Source organism: Pseudoalteromonas arctica (assembly GCF_012927645.1).
Taxonomy (GTDB): Bacteria; Pseudomonadota; Gammaproteobacteria; order Enterobacterales; family Alteromonadaceae; genus Pseudoalteromonas; species Pseudoalteromonas arctica_A.
This window is the reverse complement of record NZ_JABBMT010000037.1, coordinates 13,868-32,082: the sequence shown is the minus strand read 5'-3', so window position 1 is coordinate 32,082 and position 18,215 is coordinate 13,868. Positions and strand designations below refer to the sequence as shown.

The following is an 18,215-nucleotide window of genomic DNA, read 5'->3' as shown; positions in this document are numbered from 1 at the left end:
AGTTATGACGATATTGTGGAGCAAGTAAGTAGGGCGTGGAATACATTTCGCTCAGACATTGATAACGTTAAGCGTATCTGTTCGAGAAAATGGATAAATTTGATCACTTAATAAAAAGCATTGGTATAAGAGAACGCCACGAGCACTTCAGAGCCCAGTGAGTCATTATTAATGATACCAAACATATTTAATTCATGATCTATTTTAATTACCTTCTTTTTATGAACTAATACTCATAAATTTGTCATTATCATTGAGTCTAGCTTGTCTACTATTCCTAACTTCCCGTATACCAGAGATGCCCGATTAAAAACGCGTTATGAAGTTATTCGCCTCTTTCTCGAAGTAAAAAATCGTACTGTTGTCGCTAAAACTACCCGCGTTAGCCGTCGACTGGTTAATGAGTGGGTTACTGCATACTTATCCGATGGACTTAAAGCGCTTGATATTAAAAAACAATCAGGTTGCCCTTGCTTGTGGCTTAACATTAAAACAAAAGTGCCAGCTTAAAGATTATACCTGTGCGCACGCAATGAAAGAGGAAGGTGGGAGGCTGATAGGTGAAGATATACGCAAATACATTTACGATACATTTGGTGTCCAATACAAACTCAATAATGTCTACCGTTTGATGTGCGAGCTTAATCTTTCATGGATAACGTCTCGTTCTAAACATCCTAAACAGTCAATTGAGGCACAAGAAGACTTTAAAAAATTTCCATTATAATACGATCATCACAATTCCAGGCCACGTGGCGCTTGATAGAGTGGATGTGTGTTTTCAAGATGAAGCGCGATTTGGGCAACAAAATACCACCTCAAAAATTTGGGCTAAAAAAGGCACTAGGCCACGTGTTGTGAAGCAACAGCAATTTCTATCCACTCATATTTTTGGTGCAGTATGCCCCGCAACAGGGCAAACAGAGGCGATTATAGCCCCTTATTTGAGTAAGGATATAATGAAGCAACACTTACAACTCATTTCGGATGCGACACCCTGTGGGGAGCACGCTGTGGTAATCGTTGATCGGGCAAGCTGGCATATGGGTAATGTTAGTGAAGGGGTTAACAATGTGTCGGTGATACCGTTGCCTCCTTACTCACCAGAACTTAATCCGGTTGAGCAAGTATGGGCATGGATGCGAGACAGAGAGTTATCAAATCGTACTTTTTCAGATTATGACGACATAGTGGAGCAAGTAAGTAGAGCGTGGAATGTGTTTCGTTCAAATATTACTAACGTTAAGCATATGTGCTTTAGAGCATGGACAAATTTAATCACTTAATAAATAGCATTGGTATTACATGCCAGCGATCTGTTTTTTGTACACCCTCGAAGCTCCAAGCAAACGCATCTACATTGCCCACAGCCATTTTGATTGTAAGAAAAAACAACTTAACTTCCGTGTTTATCTTGCTATAGCTTACTTTTTTACTCTTTTGACTTGAAGTTAACAAACCGCGCCCCATATTAAGTGCATAACGCAGACACTTTGCAAATTGGAGATATATAAATGACTGCAGCACAAAAAGAAACATTAGGCTTTCAAACAGAAGTTAAACAACTATTAAACTTAATGATTCATTCACTTTACTCTAATAAAGAAATTTTCTTACGTGAGCTTGTGTCAAATGCTTCTGACGCGGCTGATAAATTACGTTTTTTAGCGCTTTCAAATGGTGACTTATACCAAGGTGACGCAGACTTGCGTGTGCGTATCAGTGCCGATAAAGAAAAAAATACCGTAACAATTTCAGATAACGGTATCGGTATGACCCGCGATGAAGTTATCAGCTCGTTGGGGACTATTGCTAAATCAGGCACCGCTGAGTTTTTCAAAAACTTAACTGGCGACCAAAGTAAAGATTCACAACTAATTGGTCAATTCGGTGTTGGTTTCTACTCTGCATTTATCGTTGCAGATTTAGTGACTGTTCGTACTCGCAAAGCTGGTGAAGAAAAAGGCGTTGAATGGCAATCACAGGGTGAGGGTGAGTACACGCTAGAAGAAATTGAAAAAGCAGGCCGTGGGACTGAAATTACTTTACACCTTCGTGAAGATGAAAAAGAATTTGCTGATGAATGGCGCTTACGTAGTATCGTTACTAAATACTCAGATCATATTTCTACACCAGTACAAATGTATAAAGCAGAAGTACCAGAGTCTGAAGGTGAAGATGGCGAGAAAGTTCCAGCCGTACCTGGTGAGTGGGAAAGAATTAACCGCGCTACGGCACTGTGGACGCGTGATAAATCAGAGCTATCTGATGAAGAATATAAAGAATTTTATAAGCATGTAAGCCATGATTGGGAAGATCCACTGAGCTGGGCTCACAACAAAGTTGAAGGTAAAACTGAATACACAAGCTTACTTTATATTCCTAAAAAAGCACCATTTGATTTATGGAATCGTGACCGTCAAAGTGGCTTAAAACTATACGTACAACGTGTCTTTGTAATGGATGATGCTGAACAGTTTATGCCAAGCTACTTACGCTTTGTAAAAGGTTTACTTGATTCAAACGATTTACCGCTAAACGTATCGCGTGAAATTTTACAAGATAACAAAGTAACGCAAGCAATCCGTAAAGGTTGTACGTCACGTACCTTAAAACTGCTTGAGCGTATGGCGAAAAATAAAGCCGACGATTACCAAGTTTTTTGGAATGAATTTGGTCAAGTGATCAAAGAAGGTCCAGCAGAAGATACAGCGAACAAAGAAGCGATTGCTAAGTTACTGCGTTTCTCATCAACACACACTGATGAAGAAGCACAAAACGTTTCATTAGAGCAATACGTTGAGCGTATGAATGAAGGCCAAGACGCGATTTACTACGTTGTTGCGGATTCATTCACTGCGGCGAAAAGCTCTCCACACCTAGAGATCTTCCGTAAGAAAGGTATCGAAGTACTGTTGATGAGTGACCGTGTTGATGAGTGGATGATGAGCCACTTAACCGAGTTTGCTGAAAAACCATTTAAGTCAATAACCCGTGGTGATCTAGACTTAGGTAACCTTGATGACGAAGAGACCAAAAAAGCGCAAGAAGAGTCTGAAAAAGAAGTTGCAGGCTTAGTTGAGCGCATCAAAACAGCACTTGGTGAAAGTGTTAAAGATGTACGCTTCACACATCGTTTAACTGACTCGCCAGCGTGTGTGGTTAGCGACGACAACGACATGAGCTCACAAATGCAAAAGTTAATGGAATCAGTAGGTCAAGCCGCTCCAGAAGCAAAACCAATTTTTGAGCTTAACCCTGAGCATCAACTTGTTAAGCATTTAAATGTTGAACAAGACGAAGACAAATTTGCACAGTGGTCACATGTACTGCTTGATCAAGCCTTGCTTGCCGAGCGCGGTACATTAAAAGATCCAGCAGGTTTTGTAACTCGCTTAAATCAATTAATGTTAGATTTGAGCAAGTAATTGCTCAAAAACTAAGATTTTAATAAAAAGGGAACTTAGGTTCCCTTTTTTATTATCTCAACGTAGTCAATTGGTATAAGTTGCTTGAGTATCGGCGGCGCTTATGGAAGAATTCAGGCTTTATAATAAATCATACTGATATGCTTTTTGTAAAATCAGTATCAAACGAGGACAATGATATGCGCATTATTCTTTTGGGCGCGCCGGGTGCAGGTAAAGGCACTCAAGCTCAGTTTTTGATGGATAAGTACGGTATTCCACAAATTTCTACTGGTGATATGTTACGTGCTGCAATTAAAGAAGGCACACCACTGGGTCTTGAAGCGAAAAAAGTAATGGATGCAGGTCAGTTAATTTCTGATGACATCATCATAGGTCTTGTTAAAGAGCGTATTACTAAAGCTGATTGTGAAAAAGGTTTTTTACTAGACGGCTTCCCACGTACGATCCCACAAGCTGATGCAATGAAAGAAAATGGCGTAGTTGTTGATCACGTTATTGAGTTTGATGTGGCTGATGAAATTATTGTTGACCGCATGGGCGGACGTCGTGTTCATCCTGGTTCCGGCCGTGTTTATCACGTAGTTTACAATCCGCCAAAAGTGGAAGGTAAAGACGACGTAACAGGTGAAGATCTGATCATCCGTGCTGATGACACTGAAGAAACAGTACGTAAACGTTTAGGTATTTACCATGAGCAAACAATGCCATTGGTTGATTATTACCAAGCGGAAGCGCAAGCGGGCAATACGCAATATCATAAACTAGATGGTACCCAAGCTGTTGAAGCTGTTAATCAGCAACTTGTTGAATTATTGGGTTGATAATTCAATCAATAAAAAAACCGCCGATTGGCGGTTTTTATCATCTAGCGTAATAAATTACAATGCGGTTAATGCAGTTAACACAGGGTCATATTTTGGCTCTGTTGATAAATCAGCGACTAACTGCTTGTAAACAATTTTATGGCTTGCATCTAATACGAACACAGCACGGGTAAGTAATCCCATATCTTTAATGATCAAACCATAATTTTGACCAAAATCACGCCAAACTGAATCAGATAATGCAGTGATTTTATCTATGTTCTCAGCCTTACAAAAACGTTTTTGTGCAAAGGGTAAATCAGCACTAATGGTAAGCATGGCTATATTTGGAAATTGCGATGCAACTTTTTCGTTAAAATACTTGGTTTGAATACTGCACACGCCCGTATCCAAGCTTGGTACAACGCTAATTAAAACGGCTTTACCTTGGTAATCGGCTAAAGTAATTGGTGTGAATGAGCCATCAACCACTTTAAAGTCTGGCGCTTTATCACCTAACTTTACACCTTGTCCTAATAAAGTGATAGGTTTAGATTGTACTGACACTTTTCCCATATCAAGCGTATTTTCGGTCATGTCGCCGGCAAAAGCCATTGAACAACAGATACTTAAAGCAAAAGTGAGTGAGCGGAGCATAAGGTATTTCCTTTAGAGTTAACAAAATTAAGCGCTAGTATAATATAATATTTTAGGGACACCAAGAGTTTAATCCGTCATGCAATTAAACAAGAGTTTAATGTAATTTAAAATTGTAATGCAAGGTTACATTGATTAACATAAAGCAGTAAGAAATGTTTACATTTTTACTAATAAAAGTAATCAGAGAGAGACTATGTCAACATCGGTATTAATTTGTGATGATTCTAAACTTGCGCGCCGTCAGTTAGCTCGTTCGTTGCCCGATGATTGGGATATTAAAGTTGAGTTTGCTGAAGATGGTGTAGATTGTATTGAGCAAATTAAAGCCTTAGGCCCGGAAATCTTATTTCTCGATTTAAATATGCCGCAAATGGATGGCTACGAAGTACTGCAAGCTATCCAAAAGCTAGATTTGAATGTGTTAACTGTGGTGGTCTCTGGCGATATTCAGCCCAATGCGCATCAGCGCGTAATCGAACTTGGCGCAATAGACTTTATTCAAAAACCATGTGATGTGCAAAAGCTTGCCGATATTATCGAACACCATGGAATTAAAGATAAAGCAATGCGTGAGCGACTCTCACACCGCTTGGGTGAGCAAGTTGACCCAGATGTTAGGGATATATACCAAGAGCTGACTAACGTGGCAATGGGACAGGCTGGAGACTTATTAGCACGGTTATTAAATGTATTTGTTGAATTGCCTATTCCTAATGTTAACATTCTCGAAGTTAATGAACTTGATATGGCGCTGCGCTCAATTGATGCCAATGCAACAACCTCTGGCGTGTGCCAAGGTTTTATTGGTGGTGGTGTATCCGGTGAGGCGTTGTTACTCCTAAATGATTCTAGCTTTAAAGAAATTGCGTCCTTGATGAATTATCAAGGGGAGCTCAATAACAAAATTGAGCTGGAGTTATTAATGGATATTAGTAATATTCTGATTGGTGCAATCTTAACTGGATTATCTCGCCAATTAGACATGACCTTTAGCCAAGGACACCCGGTGGTGCTAGGACAGCATTGTGATGTGTCTGATTTAGTTAAAGCAAATAAATCTCGTTGGCAACGTACTCTGGCAATAGAAATTAGCTATGGTATTGAGAACCACAATATAAACTGTGACTTGATGCTGTTATTTACCGAAGACTCACTAAAAACTTTGAAATACAAAGTTGCTTATCTATTAGAAGACTAACATTATGCCTGCTGCTGATTTTAATATGAATGAAATCCATTGGTTAATGGATATGTTTAATACCGTAGATGTTGGTTTAGTGGTGTTAGATAGGGACTATAAAGTGTGTATTTGGAATGGTTTCATGGAAAACCATTCGGGTATGTTACCAAGCGCAGTAAAAGATAAAGATTTGTTTGATTTATTTCCATCAATTGATGAAAAATGGTTTCGCAGTAAATCAGAGTCTGTGTTTATTTTGAAAAACCGCTCATTTACCATTTGGGAACAGCAGCCATACATTTTCCGTTTTAAAAATTACCGTCCAATTACGGGTAAAGCAGACCATATGTTTCAGAACGCGACATTTATTCCTCTGTCAAATACGATGGGCGAGGTGGGTCATATTTGTATCATTATTTATGATGTAACTGACATGGCGGTAAATAAAAAAGAACTCGAAGAAGTAAATCGTAAACTTGAACAAATGAGTCAAACGGACGCACTAACAAAATTGACTAATCGAGGTCATTGGGAAGATACTCTACGAAAAGAATTTCTCAGAATAAAACGCAGTGGTGGCACAAGTACTTTATTGATGTTTGATATCGATCACTTTAAAAAAGTAAATGATAAACATGGCCACCGTTGTGGCGATGAAGCACTGCGTAACATTGCTGACTTACTGCGGAAAACATTGCGTGAAACAGACATCGCAGGTCGTTATGGCGGCGAAGAATTTGCAGTAACGTTATTAGACACGGATCACAAAGGTGCTGAAATATTTGCTGAACGTTTGCGTTCTTTAATTGAAAATTCATCCACTTACTTTGATGAACAACAAATTAAAGTGACGGTAAGTGTTGGTTTTGCCTGTTTTCAAGATGGATTTGAGCGCTATGAAAAATGGATTGAAGCGGCGGACAAAGCACTTTACTTTTCAAAAAAAAATGGCAGAAACTGTATCACGGCGTATAAAGACTTGAGTTAACTTTGAGTAATATAAAAGCCTTCAAGGCACAATAATAAAGTTTAACTAGCCAAGCTAGATTGCTTTGAATAGGCATAAAAAATGACGCAAAAATGCGTCATTTTTTATATCATCGCCAACTGTCATCTAGCATTCAGGTGGTAAAATAAGCAAGTCTGTTTTTAGTAAACGCATAACTTTTTCAGCAGTATTACCAATTAACTTACCTTTTATACTTATGCTGCCTACTGAGCCCATGATCACAAGCCCTGCATTAAGCTTAGCTGCAATACTTGGGATCACTTGTTCGGCTAAGCCCGCTTTTATATGGAGGTTATTTTTAAGATCATGCTCAAGAATTAAATTACGTTGAATGACAGGTAGTTTTTCAAAAGCATTCAGTACTTGTTCGTCTGAAAATACGATGCCTAAGTCTCTTAAAATTGGGGAAACATGAACAGTATAACAAGTATAAAGCTGACAGTCATAATGCTTGGAATAAGCTAAGCCAGTTTCAATCATATCTTTGTTTAGCTTATATTTAGTGGCTTTTTCGCTACCTAAATCAAGAGCAGCTAACACATTGGTATTATTGCGCCAGGTATTATCCGCAGCTAAATAAAGCGGTAGCGGGGTAAAGCGGATCAACTGCCAGTCAAGCTCACTAAATTGACAATATTCGTCAATATGGCGCGTTTTTATCACCATCTCATAATTTTCAAAGTCACTCTCATTGGCTAACCATTGCTCAGGTGCTTCATGCCAAATAATATTTAATGAATAATCTGATTCTGACAATTCGCTTTCAAGTAATGGTACTAATTCATTTTTGAGAGTAGTCAACCTGGTATTTTGAATTACTTGTAATTGCTCAGCTGGCGGTGAGAACAAAATATTACCAGCACTTTCATAAGCAAAGGCGACAATATCAATATGTTTTTGCTTACCAATTGCTTTGTGTTTCGCGTGCAAAATAGCTGTACGCGCAAATTCTACTGAATCAATTAGTACGAGAAGCTTTTTATTCATTCTGTTCACTCTGTTTTATGGCGTGAATCATCGGATGGACATTGCCCGAGTATATTCAATTCGCCAGAGGTTGACTCTTGTTCCAGTTTTACCTTAAAGCCCCATAGTCTGTAAAGGTGTTTTAATACCTCATGGTGAGACTTTGCTAATGGAATATCTTGATGTGGTACGTAGCGTAAGGTTAAAGAGCGATCACCTCTAATATCAACATCATAGATCTGAATGTTGGGTTCGTGATTACTGAGATTATATTGTGCTGAGAGCGCAGTCCGTACCGCGTGATAGCCGCTTTCATCGTGGATCGCACCAACTTGTAGACTCGGATCTTTTTCGTGATCGATAATAGTGAATAATTTGAAGTCACGGATAAGTTTGGGTGATAAAAATTGGCTAATAAAACTTTCGTCTTTAAAGTTTTCCATTGCAAAGTGCAGCGTATCTAGCCAGTTGCTCCCAGCATATTCAGGAAACCACTGTTTATCTTCATCGGTAGGGTTTTCACAAATACGGCGGATATCCACCATCATATTAAAACCCAGCGCATAAGGGTTGATACCCGAATAATAATTACTGTTATAAGGAGGCTGATACACAACATTTGTATGACTTTGTAAGAACTCTAACATGAATGAGTCAGTGAGTTTCCCTTCATCATATAAGTGATTCAAAATAGTGTAATGCCAAAACGTTGCCCAGCCTTCGTTCATTACCTGGGTTTGCTTTTGAGGATAAAAATATTGTGAAATTTTACGCACAATACGAATGATTTCTCGTTGCCAAGACTCCAGTAATGGCGCATTTTTTTCTATAAAGTACAAAATATTTTCTTGTGGCTCTGAAGGAAAATGACACTCGTGTTTTTTGGTTTCCTGCTGATGTGAGGGTATTGTACGCCACAGTTCGTTCACTTGTGATTGCAAGTAATCTTCACGCTCTTGTTGGCGTTTTTGTTCTTCAAATAAAGATATTTGCTGTGGGCGTTTATAACGATCAACGCCATAATTCATAAGCGCATGGCATGAATCGAGGAGATTTTCGACTTCATCAATGCCATGTTTTTCTTCGCAACGAGCAATATAATTTTTTGCAAATAATAGGTAGTCAATAATAGAGCTGGCATCAGTCCAAGTTTTAAATAAATAGTTACCTTTAAAGAAGGAGTTGTGCCCGTAGCAAGCGTGCGCCATTACTAAAGCCTGCATTGGGAGGGTATTTTCTTCCATTAAATAAGCAATACAAGGATTCGAGTTTATAACAATTTCATAAGCCAATCCCATTTGTCCGCGCTTGTAATTTTGCTCAGTTTGAATAAATTTTTTACCATACGACCAGTGACTATAGCCAATAGGCATACCAACACTAGAATAGGCATCCATCATTTGTTCTGCGGTGATCACTTCAATCTGATTAGGATAAGTATCGAGGCGATAATGTTCAGCTACCCGCGCTATTTCATCTTGGTATTGTTGTAATAATTCAAATGTCCAATCTGGCCCATCACTCATTCGTTTATCAGTCATATAAATACCTCGCTGCACAGCTTAGGCTGCCCCTTGGTGTTGACGACTCTTCTTGAATAACTCACGGAAAATAGGGTAAATATCTTCAACATTGCGTATATGTTGAATAGCAAAGTTATTATGAGTTTGACAAATATTTTGATACTCACGCCATAGACTCTGATGGGCGCGGGTAGTGATCTCAATGTAAGCGTAATAGCGTATGGTACTGAGTAATTTATTGCGTAAAATCTCTGAGCATTGGGGAGAGTCATCCGCCCAATTGTCGCCATCAGAGGCTTGTGCTGCATACACATTCCACTCGCCAGCGTTATAGCGCTCAGTAATTATCTCATTCATTAACTTCAGTGCGCTGGAGACAATCGTACCGCCAGTTTCTTGGGAATAGAAAAACTCTTGTTCATCGACTTCCTTGGCTTGGGTATGATGGCGAATATACACCACTTCAATGTCTTTATAACTGCGGGTCAAAAATTGATAAAGCAAAATATAAAAACGTTTTGCCATATCTTTGGTTGCTTGATCCATTGAGCCCGACACATCCATAATGCAAAACATCACTGCTTTACTCGTTGGATGAGGCTGTTTTTCATAGTTACGAAAACGCAAATCGTAATTATCAATAAAGGGCACTGCACTGATGCGCTTTTGTAATGCGGCGATTTCTTGCTCCATTAATGCAATAGCGGCTATATCTGGCTCAGGCTCAGCCATTAATAGGCAAAGCTGGGCTTCAAGCTCTGCTAATTGACGCTTTTTACCCGCGCTCATCGCAACACGCCTTGCAAGTGAGCCTTGAAGTGAACGCACAATATCAATATTACTCGGCATACCATCACTACAAAAACCAGCGCGATGAGTTTTCATTTGCACGAGTTTGTCTAATTGGTTTTGCTGTAAATTTGGCAGCTCTAAATCTTCAAAAAGTAAGTCTAAATACTCATCTTTAGAAATTGAGAAGACAAAGTCATCTTCGCCTTCGCCAGAGTCGCTCGCTTCACCTTCTCCGGCTCCCCCGCCTTGGCCACCTTGCGGACGTTTAATTTTATCACCGGTTGAGAACTGATCGTTACCAGGATGAATTTGTTCTCTATCGCCCCCTTTACCTTGATGAAAAGTGGGTTCACTGATATCCCGTTGCGGAATTGAAATACTTTCTCCGCTACTGGAATCAGTGACACTGCGTTTATTTATTGCATCCGACACCGCTTCTTTGATCTGTTTTTTATAGCGCCTGATAAAGCGTTGACGGTTTAACGTGCTCTTATTCTTCCCGTTCAGGCGACGGTCTATAAAATGCGCCATAAAGACCCCCTAAAAATACACAGCTGCGTGTTATTGCGATTTACGCACGCGTAAATACCACTCTGATAACAAACGAACTTGCTTTTGGGTATACCCTTTTTCCACCATACGATTGACAAAATCTTCATGTTTTTTCTGATCTTCTGCGGATGTTTTCGCATTGAAGGAAATAACAGGTAATAGTTCTTCAGTATTAGAGAACATTTTTTTCTCAATCACAGTGCGCAGCTTTTCATAGCTGGTCCACAATGGATTTTTACCGTTATTGTGTGCCCGTGCACGTAGTACAAAATTAACGATTTCGTTACGGAAATCTTTTGGGTTTGAAATACCCGCAGGTTTTTCAATTTTTTCAAGTTCAGCATTTAATGCTTCACGGTTGAATAGCTGGCCGGTATCAGGGTCGCGATACTCTTGGTCTTGGATCCAAAAATCAGCATAAGTGACATAACGATCAAAAATGTTTTGCCCGTACTCAGAGTAGGACTCTAAATAAGCTGTTTGCAGCTCTTTACCGATAAACTCAACATACTGCGGGATTAAATAGCCTTTCAAGTGGCTTAAATAACGTTCTTCAACATCGGCAGAGAATTGCTCTCGTTCAATTTGTTGCTCTAACACGTAAAATAAATGTACCGGGTTTGCCGCTACCTCAAGTGTGTCAAAGTTAAACACCCGTGATAAAATTTTAAATGCAAAGCGGGTAGAGAGCCCGGTCATGCCTTCATCAACCCCAGCATAATCCCGATACTCTTGATACGATTTAGCTTTCGGATCGGTGTCTTTTAGACTTTCGCCATCATATACCCGCATTTTTGAGTAGATACTTGAGTTTTCAGGATCTTTTAACCGTGATAGCGTGGTAAATTTTGCCAATGTTTCCAGTGTTCCTGGCGCACAAGGGGCATTGTATAACTCACTGTGCTCAAGGAGTTTGTCGTAAATTTTTACTTCTTCAGATGCACGTAAACAATAGGGCACTTTGACGATGTAAACGCGGTCTAAAAAGGCTTCATTGTTTTTGTTGTTTTTAAAGGTCTGCCATTCTGATTCGTTTGAATGAGCTAAAATCATGCCATTAAAGGGCAGTGCACTAATACCTTCGGTGCCATTATAATTTCCCTCTTGCGTGGCTGTTAAAAGCGGATGCAATACTTTGATAGGGGCTTTAAACATCTCAACAAATTCCATTAAGCCTTGATTTGCAAGGCATAGTGAACCGGAATAAGCATAAGCATCGGCATCGTTTTGAGCAAAATGTTCTAGTTTGCGAATATCAACTTTACCGACTAAAGCGGAAATATCTTGGTTGTTTTCATCCCCAGGTTCAGTTTTTGCGATAGCAATTTGATTTAAAATAGACGGGTAGCGTTTTACCACTTTAAACTGGCTAATATCACCATTAAATTCAGATAAGCGCTTAGTGGCCCATGGTGACATAATGGTTTTTAAGTAACGGGGTTTAATGCCGTATTCTTTTGCCATCAGCTCAGCATCTTCATTAGGGTCAAATAGCGCCAGCGGGTGGTCATTCACCGGTGAGCCTTTAATTGAGTAAATAGGCACTTGTTGCATTAAATATTTTAGCTTTTCAGCAATCGATGATTTACCACCGCCTACAGGCCCAAGTAGATAAAGAACTTGTTTACACTCTTCAAGGCCTTGCGCGGCATGTTTTAGGTATGAAACGATTTGTTCAATCGCGTCCTCCATACCGTAAAAATCATTAAAGGCGGGGTAACGTGCCACTACTCTGTTTGAAAATAATCGACTTAACCGTGCATCCTTTGAAGTATCGATCATTTTAGGCTCACCAATGGCCGCTAATAATCGCTCTGGTGCGCTGGCATAAGCCGATTTATCAGTTTTACAAATCTCTAAGAATTCAGCGATACTGTACTCTTCTTCTTGTGCCGCTTCGTATCGTGCTTGGTAATGCTCAAAAATACTCATGGAAACCTCCGAAAAACCTGCTTAAACTAGGTGCTTACAAATTAAAAAAGAAGCAAAGGTTATTTAAAGCTTAGTCACGAATTTGATTTTTTGTGCAATAAAATTAAAAATTTATGTTAGAAAACAAAAAAGACGCCGCAGCGTCTTTTAAATTAGGCTTGCTCAGAACGAGCAATTAATTATGCAAAGTTAGCGTTTGCAAATTCCCAGTTAACAAGTGACCAAAATGCTTTTAAGTAGTCTGGACGAACGTTACGGAAATCGATGTAGTAAGCATGTTCCCACAGGTCCACAGTCAGGATCGGTGTAACACCGTCTTGAGTTAGTGGCGTTGCTGCGTTAGAAGTATTAACGATGTCTAAAGAACCATCAGCTAATTTAACTAACCATGTCCAGCTTGAACCAAAGTTGTTTACTGCTTTATCATCAAAAGCTGCTTGGAATGCTGCAAAAGAACCCCATTTAGCATTGATAGCATCTGCAACAGCGCCTGTTGCTTCGCCACCGCCATTTGGAGCTAGGCTGTTCCAGTAAAAAGTATGGTTCCAGATCTGTGCTGCATTGTTAAATACGCCACCTTCAGAAGAACATACGATTTCTTCAAGTGATTTACCTTCAAACTCAGTACCTGGGATTAAACCGTTAAGTTTAGTCACATAAGTGTTGTGGTGTTTGCCGTGGTGAAACTCTAATGTTTCTTGTGAAATATGTGGCTCAAGTGCGTTAATTGCATAGGGTAGTGACGGTAGTTCAAATGCCATTTTTTATCTCCATCTTCTTTTGGTTGATAGTTCAAATAGTAATAGTTAATGCCTGTTCAAACAGGGTAGTTACCTATACCAAATGAGATTATAGTGTTACTATAATTGTTGAGTATTTTACTCAAGTTTTAGCAAACAGCAATGCTAAACAGCAGTGCAAATGCAAGACTATTTCGATTGCGGCTTTATTTGCCCACTTTAAGATACATATATGAGGCTAAATGAAAATTTTTCAAGCCTTCGTATATTCAGCTATCGTCACTTTTGAGGTTGTAGATGGAAACCATTGATAAAATTAAACAGCAAATTTCTGAAAATCCAATTATCCTTTATATGAAAGGATCGCCTAAATTACCAAATTGTGGTTTTTCTTCACAAGCATCTCAAGCATTAATGTCATGCGGTGAACCGTTTGCCTATGTTGATATTTTACTAAATCCTGATATCCGTGCTGAATTACCAGCATATGCTAATTGGCCAACATTTCCACAACTGTGGGTTGATGGCGAATTAATCGGTGGCTGTGACATTATCATTGAAATGTTTCAACGTGGTGAATTACAACCACTGATCACCGAAACAGCAGCTAAATATAATGAAGCTGACGCTGAATAATGTTTACCAGCAAATCAACAAAAAGCCGCTTAATTGCGGCTTTTTTGTGATTGTTTGTTAGGACTGAGGGGCAAGATGAGCTGAACACTAAGCCCACCGTGCTGACGATTGTGTAAGCTAATTTGCCCATGATGCGCTTCAACTATTTCACGGCACAATGCTAACCCTAAACCACTCCCAGTCGCTTTGGTTGAATAAAATGGGATCAAGGCATTGGCCATCACTTGCTCACTCATGCCTTTACCTTGGTCGTTTACGCTAATATGTGTGCCTTTCATATTCTGTGTAACAGTGACACTTATATGTTCGCTTGCAGAGCCTGATTCGTGAGCATTTTTTATTAAGTTGATCAGTAGCTGCTCAACTTGAGTCGGATCAGCCAGTGTATGCACGTCATTACTTATATCGAACATAAAACACCATTGATTTTGCAGTTGTGTGAGCAACACTTGCCAATCAATTTTAGCTGGTTGAGGTGTAGGCAGTTTGGCAAATTTGCCATAGCCTTGTACAAAGTCGTTTAAATGTTTGATGCGTTCAGAAATGGTAGCAAACACGCGGCTAAGTCTGGGTTCGTCTACTTTTTCACTGAGTAACTGGCCGCTGTGTAACATTGATGACATGGGACCAAGCGAGTTATTAAGCTCGTGGCTGATGATCCGTATGACCTTTTTCCACACCTCGACTTCTTGACGGCTAAGTTCGCGGGTGAGTTGTTTAAACACATATAAGTAATGGTATTGATTGTTAAGTAATAACTTGCCGGTTGATAAATGCCACGCTTGAGATTCTTGGTATTCAGTATCTAGTGTAAATAAACCATCACTACCACGCGTTAAAGCATTATTTAATTGCGGATGAGTGTTAGTAAGCAGTTGCTCAAATTGGCTACCTTCAAGGGCTGCTTTGGCATTAAAAAGATCCCGAGCACTGTAGTTACTATAAACAATAAAGCCTTTATCATTTTTTAAAATAACGGCTTGGGGAGAGCTTTGTAGCACTTTATCAAGCATCAGCTCGCGCTGATAGAGCCATTGTTTCTCTTGGCGTAATTGCTTTGCAGTTTGATTATACAATTGACACAAGCGGCCTAATTCATCATTGCCGTTATAAGCTAGTAAGGTGGCTAATTCACCGTCTTTAAAATTAAGCAAACCAGTTTCAAGTGAGTGTATGCCTTGCACCAGAGTACGGCTGAGCCGAAAAGATAAATAACTTGCCAGCAGCGATGTGAGTAGCGTTGTTATAAGTAATAAAGGCCAGCTTAAATAGGTTAACCAGCAGATGAGCCAAACAGGAATAAGTGCAGAGATGTTACATATCAGCACTATTTTACGAGTGAGAGACAGTGCTGGTTTATTTCTTTCCATTAGTAATCAATCTCAAATTTTTGCAAACGGCGGTATAGTGCTTGACGACTTAAACCAAACTGTCTGGCAACTTTTGCGATCACCCCTTGGTGCTGACGCATAGCTTGTTCTAGTTCTTCTCTACTGGGTTCTTGTTTAGCAAAGTTAGTGTGCAGCGGCTGTGATTGTAGAGCAAAATCATCGAGGGTCATGTCGCCATTAGGTTTGAGTACGGCCGCGCGTTTACAGGCATTTTCTAGCTCACGAACGTTGCCAGGCCAATTGTGCGCGAGTAATCCTTGCTCTGTTGTAAGCGACAATTCGCGCTCGCCTAAGAAGTGTTTAGCAAGCGCTAAAATGTCATCTGGTCTTTGCGCTAAACTGGGTAAATTTAGCTCAATCACGTTGAGGCGATAATATAAGTCTTCTCTAAATCGACCTGCATGAATGGCCGCTTTTAAATCTTCATTGGTAGCTGAAATAACCCGAACATTTACTTTTTGTGTTTTTGTTGAACCGAGTCGTTCAAACTCACCAGTTTGTAACACGCGCAGTAGTTTCATTTGCCCTGATAATGGCAGGTTACCAATTTCATCTAAAAACAGTGTACCCCCATCAGCGGCCTCAAAGCGACCAATTCGCTGTTTGGTGATGCCAGTATAAGCACCCGCTTCAGCGCCAAATAATTCGGCTTCAATTAAATCATGGGGCAGGGCTGCGGCATTGATGGTTAAAAATGGGGCATGGTTTAAGTGAGAGTTGGCTTGAATAATTTGTGCAATGCGTTCTTTACCACTGCCATTTGCACCTGTTATTAGCACAGAGACATCTGACTTAGCGACTTGTATTGCCATATTGAGAATTTTTTCCATGGCGGTACTTTGATACACTAAACCAACTAGGTTGGCATCGGCTAAACTTGCTGTTCGCTCTTGCTGGTGGCGCGCATACATTACATTTTGTTGTTTTGCTTGGCCAAGTTCGATTAAGTTATTAACACAGGTGAGGAGCTTGCTATCATCCCATGGTTTAGGTAAGTAATCAGCAGCGCCGGCTTTGACTAGCTCTATGGCGCTGGCCAGTTCAGTCCACGCGGTGATCAAAATAATCGGTAAGTGCGGGTTGAGAGCTCTTAGTTGATAAAACAACGCTTTACCTTCTTCGCCAGAGGTGGTGTCATTGCTAAAATTCATATCTTGAATAACCAGCCCGATACGTTGGTATTGCACTATTTGTAAGGCTTCAAGCTGCGTTTTTGCAGTCACAACCTGATAGTCATGAATTTCTAACAGTAATGACAAGGCTTCTAATATGGCAGGGTTGTCATCGACAATAAGTATTTTTTCCATGTGAATTTAATCGCTGTTTTTGTTATCTTTATTTTAAAATGCTACACGGTATTAAACCAGTGTAGCATAGGTTGGGAATGACTTTATATTGTTCGCGTGGCGATACTCGGTGATATGTTGGCGGCACGTTTTGCAGGGCCAAACACGGCAAGTAAGCTCATAACAAACACCATAATGGCAGTGCCTGCGATATAGCTCGGTGGCAGTGCGGCAATTGAAAAGTGCTGCATTAACAATTGCCCAAGTAATAAAGCTGCGATACAACCTAAGATTAAACCAACACCACAGATCATCGCATTTTCAACTAAAAAATAGTAAATAATAGCTGATTTTCTGGCACCTAATGCACGGCGAGTGCCAATTTGTTTAGTGCGTTTGCTGATATTAAATAAAGTTAAGCCAAAGATACCTAGTGCGGTGACTAATACTAAAATAGTGATCAGCACAATCAGCATACGCATCATGAGTTTATCTGCAGCAACATATTGATTTTTGAGTTCATCTAGACCTTTTATATTATTGATCACCCGTTTGCTGTAATTTTTTAGCATCAGGTTTTCAACTTCTTTCATCACAGCATCACGTTGGTCTGGTTTGGTTCTAACCACAAATTGGGCAAGACTCTTTGCATTAATATATGGGATGAATGCAAGATTATCTGGGCGGCTGTCTTTAAGCCATGGGCTCATCATTTTTTCAACTACACCAATAACTTTCAAAGGCGTTTCACCAAAATAAATGGTTTGACCTAAACCATTTCCTTTAGGAAATAACTCATTGAGTAAGGTTTGTGAAACGATTGTAACACTCGGTCGTTTATCAACGTTATTTGTTACTAATACTTCATCTTCGCTAAAGTTTCTACCCATAACTAGGTTTACACCGTAAGTGTTGATCCCATGATCATCAATAAAAAAATAAGCAGTTCTTACCGACAGACCTTCTTGCGGGGCTGGTTTTAAACTAAAATCAGATGCGCTACCACCTCCAGATAAAGGAATGCTACTGCTCATTGCAGCATCAATGACTTCTGGTAAGGACCTTAGCATAGTTTCATCAAGCTCAATCTGCTGATTTATATCAACATCTTGTCCAAAGGTCATCACGTTGAATTTAAAAATATCGTGTTCAGGGTAGCCAGTGTCTTGATTTAAAAAAGCGACTCTATCTTGGATAATAAATGCCGCATTACTAACGATTGCTGTGGTTATGGCAATTTGAATTAAGAGTAATATTGCCCCGACTTTTGAGCGGCAAAGAGCATGAAATATAGGTTTGATTTCTAACATAATA

At 39.7% G+C, this 18,215-nt stretch carries 14 protein-coding genes and 1 pseudogene; 6 read left to right on the top strand and 9 right to left on the bottom strand.

Translation table 11 applies throughout. The features are described 5' to 3' along the window. Positions 1-264 precede the first annotated feature (264 nt). From HHO47_RS19820 to adk, 3 genes and pseudogenes are all read left to right on the top strand, one after another. Positions 265-1,286 (top strand): annotated as a pseudogene (locus tag HHO47_RS19820) (IS630 family transposase). Between the two features lie 228 nt (positions 1,287-1,514). Next, the gene (gene htpG, locus HHO47_RS16630; protein WP_169021309.1) at positions 1,515-3,428 is read left to right on the top strand and encodes a molecular chaperone HtpG; all 1,914 of its coding nucleotides are present in this window, start codon (positions 1,515-1,517) and stop codon (positions 3,426-3,428) included. A gap of 179 nt (positions 3,429-3,607) precedes the next feature. After that, a complete protein-coding gene (adk, locus tag HHO47_RS16625) occupies positions 3,608-4,252 on the top strand; it encodes an adenylate kinase (protein WP_169021308.1) in 645 nt (214 codons plus the stop codon). A gap of 57 nt (positions 4,253-4,309) precedes the next feature. On the opposite strand, the gene tpx is transcribed toward adk, so the two are convergent. After that, complete coding sequence (tpx, locus tag HHO47_RS16620) at positions 4,310-4,891, bottom strand: thiol peroxidase (protein ID WP_169021307.1); 582 nt, start codon at positions 4,889-4,891, stop codon at positions 4,310-4,312. 196 nt (positions 4,892-5,087) lie between these two features. On the opposite strand from tpx, the gene HHO47_RS16615 reads away from it, so the two are divergent. After that, positions 5,088-6,092 (top strand): response regulator, encoded by a 1,005-nt coding sequence (locus HHO47_RS16615; protein WP_169021306.1) that lies wholly within the window; start codon positions 5,088-5,090, stop codon positions 6,090-6,092. Between the two features lie 4 nt (positions 6,093-6,096). Beyond that, entirely contained in the window at positions 6,097-7,062 is a 966-nt protein-coding gene (locus HHO47_RS16610; RefSeq protein ID WP_169021305.1) for a sensor domain-containing diguanylate cyclase, read from the top strand. Between the two features lie 126 nt (positions 7,063-7,188). Here HHO47_RS16610 and HHO47_RS16605 read toward each other — a convergent pair whose 3' ends face one another. From HHO47_RS16605 to HHO47_RS16585, 5 genes are all read right to left on the bottom strand, one after another. Beyond that, positions 7,189-8,070, bottom strand: coding sequence for a universal stress protein (locus HHO47_RS16605; RefSeq protein ID WP_169021304.1), 882 nt, complete (start codon positions 8,068-8,070; stop codon positions 7,189-7,191). Positions 8,071-8,075: 5 nt separating this feature from the next. Beyond that, positions 8,076-9,590, bottom strand: a complete 1,515-nt coding sequence (locus tag HHO47_RS16600) for a SpoVR family protein (protein WP_169021303.1) — start codon at positions 9,588-9,590, stop codon at positions 8,076-8,078. 21 nt (positions 9,591-9,611) lie between these two features. Continuing rightward, on the bottom strand, positions 9,612-10,895 hold the full coding sequence (locus HHO47_RS16595) for a YeaH/YhbH family protein (protein WP_145242150.1): 1,284 nt from the start codon (positions 10,893-10,895) through the stop codon (positions 9,612-9,614). A 30-nt stretch (positions 10,896-10,925) separates the two neighbouring features. Beyond that, positions 10,926-12,848, bottom strand: a complete 1,923-nt coding sequence (locus tag HHO47_RS16590) for a PrkA family serine protein kinase (protein WP_149982777.1) — start codon at positions 12,846-12,848, stop codon at positions 10,926-10,928. Between the two features lie 179 nt (positions 12,849-13,027). Then, positions 13,028-13,609, bottom strand: coding sequence for a Fe-Mn family superoxide dismutase (locus HHO47_RS16585; RefSeq protein ID WP_169021302.1), 582 nt, complete (start codon positions 13,607-13,609; stop codon positions 13,028-13,030). Between the two features lie 276 nt (positions 13,610-13,885). Here HHO47_RS16585 and HHO47_RS16580 point away from each other — a divergent pair, with 276 nt between their 5' ends. After that, positions 13,886-14,224: a Grx4 family monothiol glutaredoxin gene (locus HHO47_RS16580; protein ID WP_169021301.1), complete on the top strand. Its 339-nt coding sequence runs from the start codon at positions 13,886-13,888 to the stop codon at positions 14,222-14,224. Positions 14,225-14,253: 29 nt separating this feature from the next. Here HHO47_RS16580 and HHO47_RS16575 read toward each other — a convergent pair whose 3' ends face one another. The 3 genes from HHO47_RS16575 to HHO47_RS16565 all read right to left on the bottom strand — a co-directional run bounded on the left by HHO47_RS16575 (position 14,254) and on the right by HHO47_RS16565 (position 18,211). Then, a complete protein-coding gene (locus HHO47_RS16575) occupies positions 14,254-15,594 on the bottom strand; it encodes a sensor histidine kinase (protein WP_169021300.1) in 1,341 nt (446 codons plus the stop codon). Further along, positions 15,594-16,922, bottom strand: coding sequence for a sigma-54-dependent transcriptional regulator (locus HHO47_RS16570; protein WP_169021299.1), 1,329 nt, complete (start codon positions 16,920-16,922; stop codon positions 15,594-15,596). The genes HHO47_RS16575 and HHO47_RS16570 overlap by 1 nt, the downstream gene beginning before the upstream one ends. Before the next feature lie 83 nt (positions 16,923-17,005). Beyond that, positions 17,006-18,211 (bottom strand): ABC transporter permease, encoded by a 1,206-nt coding sequence (locus HHO47_RS16565; RefSeq protein WP_169021298.1) that lies wholly within the window; start codon positions 18,209-18,211, stop codon positions 17,006-17,008. Between the last annotated feature and the right edge of the window lie 4 nt (positions 18,212-18,215).

Bases quoted from the DNA above. Each gene is read 5' to 3' on its own strand.
- HHO47_RS16575 (WP_169021300.1), bottom strand. From the start codon at position 15,594: ATGGAAAGAAATAAACCAGCACTGTCTCTCACTCGTAAAATAGTGCTG.
- adk (WP_169021308.1), top strand. From the start codon at position 3,608: ATGCGCATTATTCTTTTGGGCGCGCCGGGTGCAGGTAAAGGCACTCAA.
- HHO47_RS16570 (WP_169021299.1), bottom strand. From the start codon at position 16,922: ATGGAAAAAATACTTATTGTCGATGACAACCCTGCCATATTAGAAGCC.
- HHO47_RS16565 (WP_169021298.1), bottom strand. From the start codon at position 18,211: ATGTTAGAAATCAAACCTATATTTCATGCTCTTTGCCGCTCAAAAGTC.
- htpG (WP_169021309.1), top strand. From the start codon at position 1,515: ATGACTGCAGCACAAAAAGAAACATTAGGCTTTCAAACAGAAGTTAAA.
- HHO47_RS16585 (WP_169021302.1), bottom strand. From the start codon at position 13,609: ATGGCATTTGAACTACCGTCACTACCCTATGCAATTAACGCACTTGAG.
- HHO47_RS16605 (WP_169021304.1), bottom strand. From the start codon at position 8,070: ATGAATAAAAAGCTTCTCGTACTAATTGATTCAGTAGAATTTGCGCGT.
- HHO47_RS16595 (WP_145242150.1), bottom strand. From the start codon at position 10,895: ATGGCGCATTTTATAGACCGTCGCCTGAACGGGAAGAATAAGAGCACG.
- HHO47_RS16580 (WP_169021301.1), top strand. From the start codon at position 13,886: ATGGAAACCATTGATAAAATTAAACAGCAAATTTCTGAAAATCCAATT.
- HHO47_RS16610 (WP_169021305.1), top strand. From the start codon at position 6,097: ATGCCTGCTGCTGATTTTAATATGAATGAAATCCATTGGTTAATGGAT.
- HHO47_RS16600 (WP_169021303.1), bottom strand. From the start codon at position 9,590: ATGACTGATAAACGAATGAGTGATGGGCCAGATTGGACATTTGAATTA.
- HHO47_RS16590 (WP_149982777.1), bottom strand. From the start codon at position 12,848: ATGAGTATTTTTGAGCATTACCAAGCACGATACGAAGCGGCACAAGAA.
- HHO47_RS16615 (WP_169021306.1), top strand. From the start codon at position 5,088: ATGTCAACATCGGTATTAATTTGTGATGATTCTAAACTTGCGCGCCGT.
- tpx (WP_169021307.1), bottom strand. From the start codon at position 4,891: ATGCTCCGCTCACTCACTTTTGCTTTAAGTATCTGTTGTTCAATGGCT.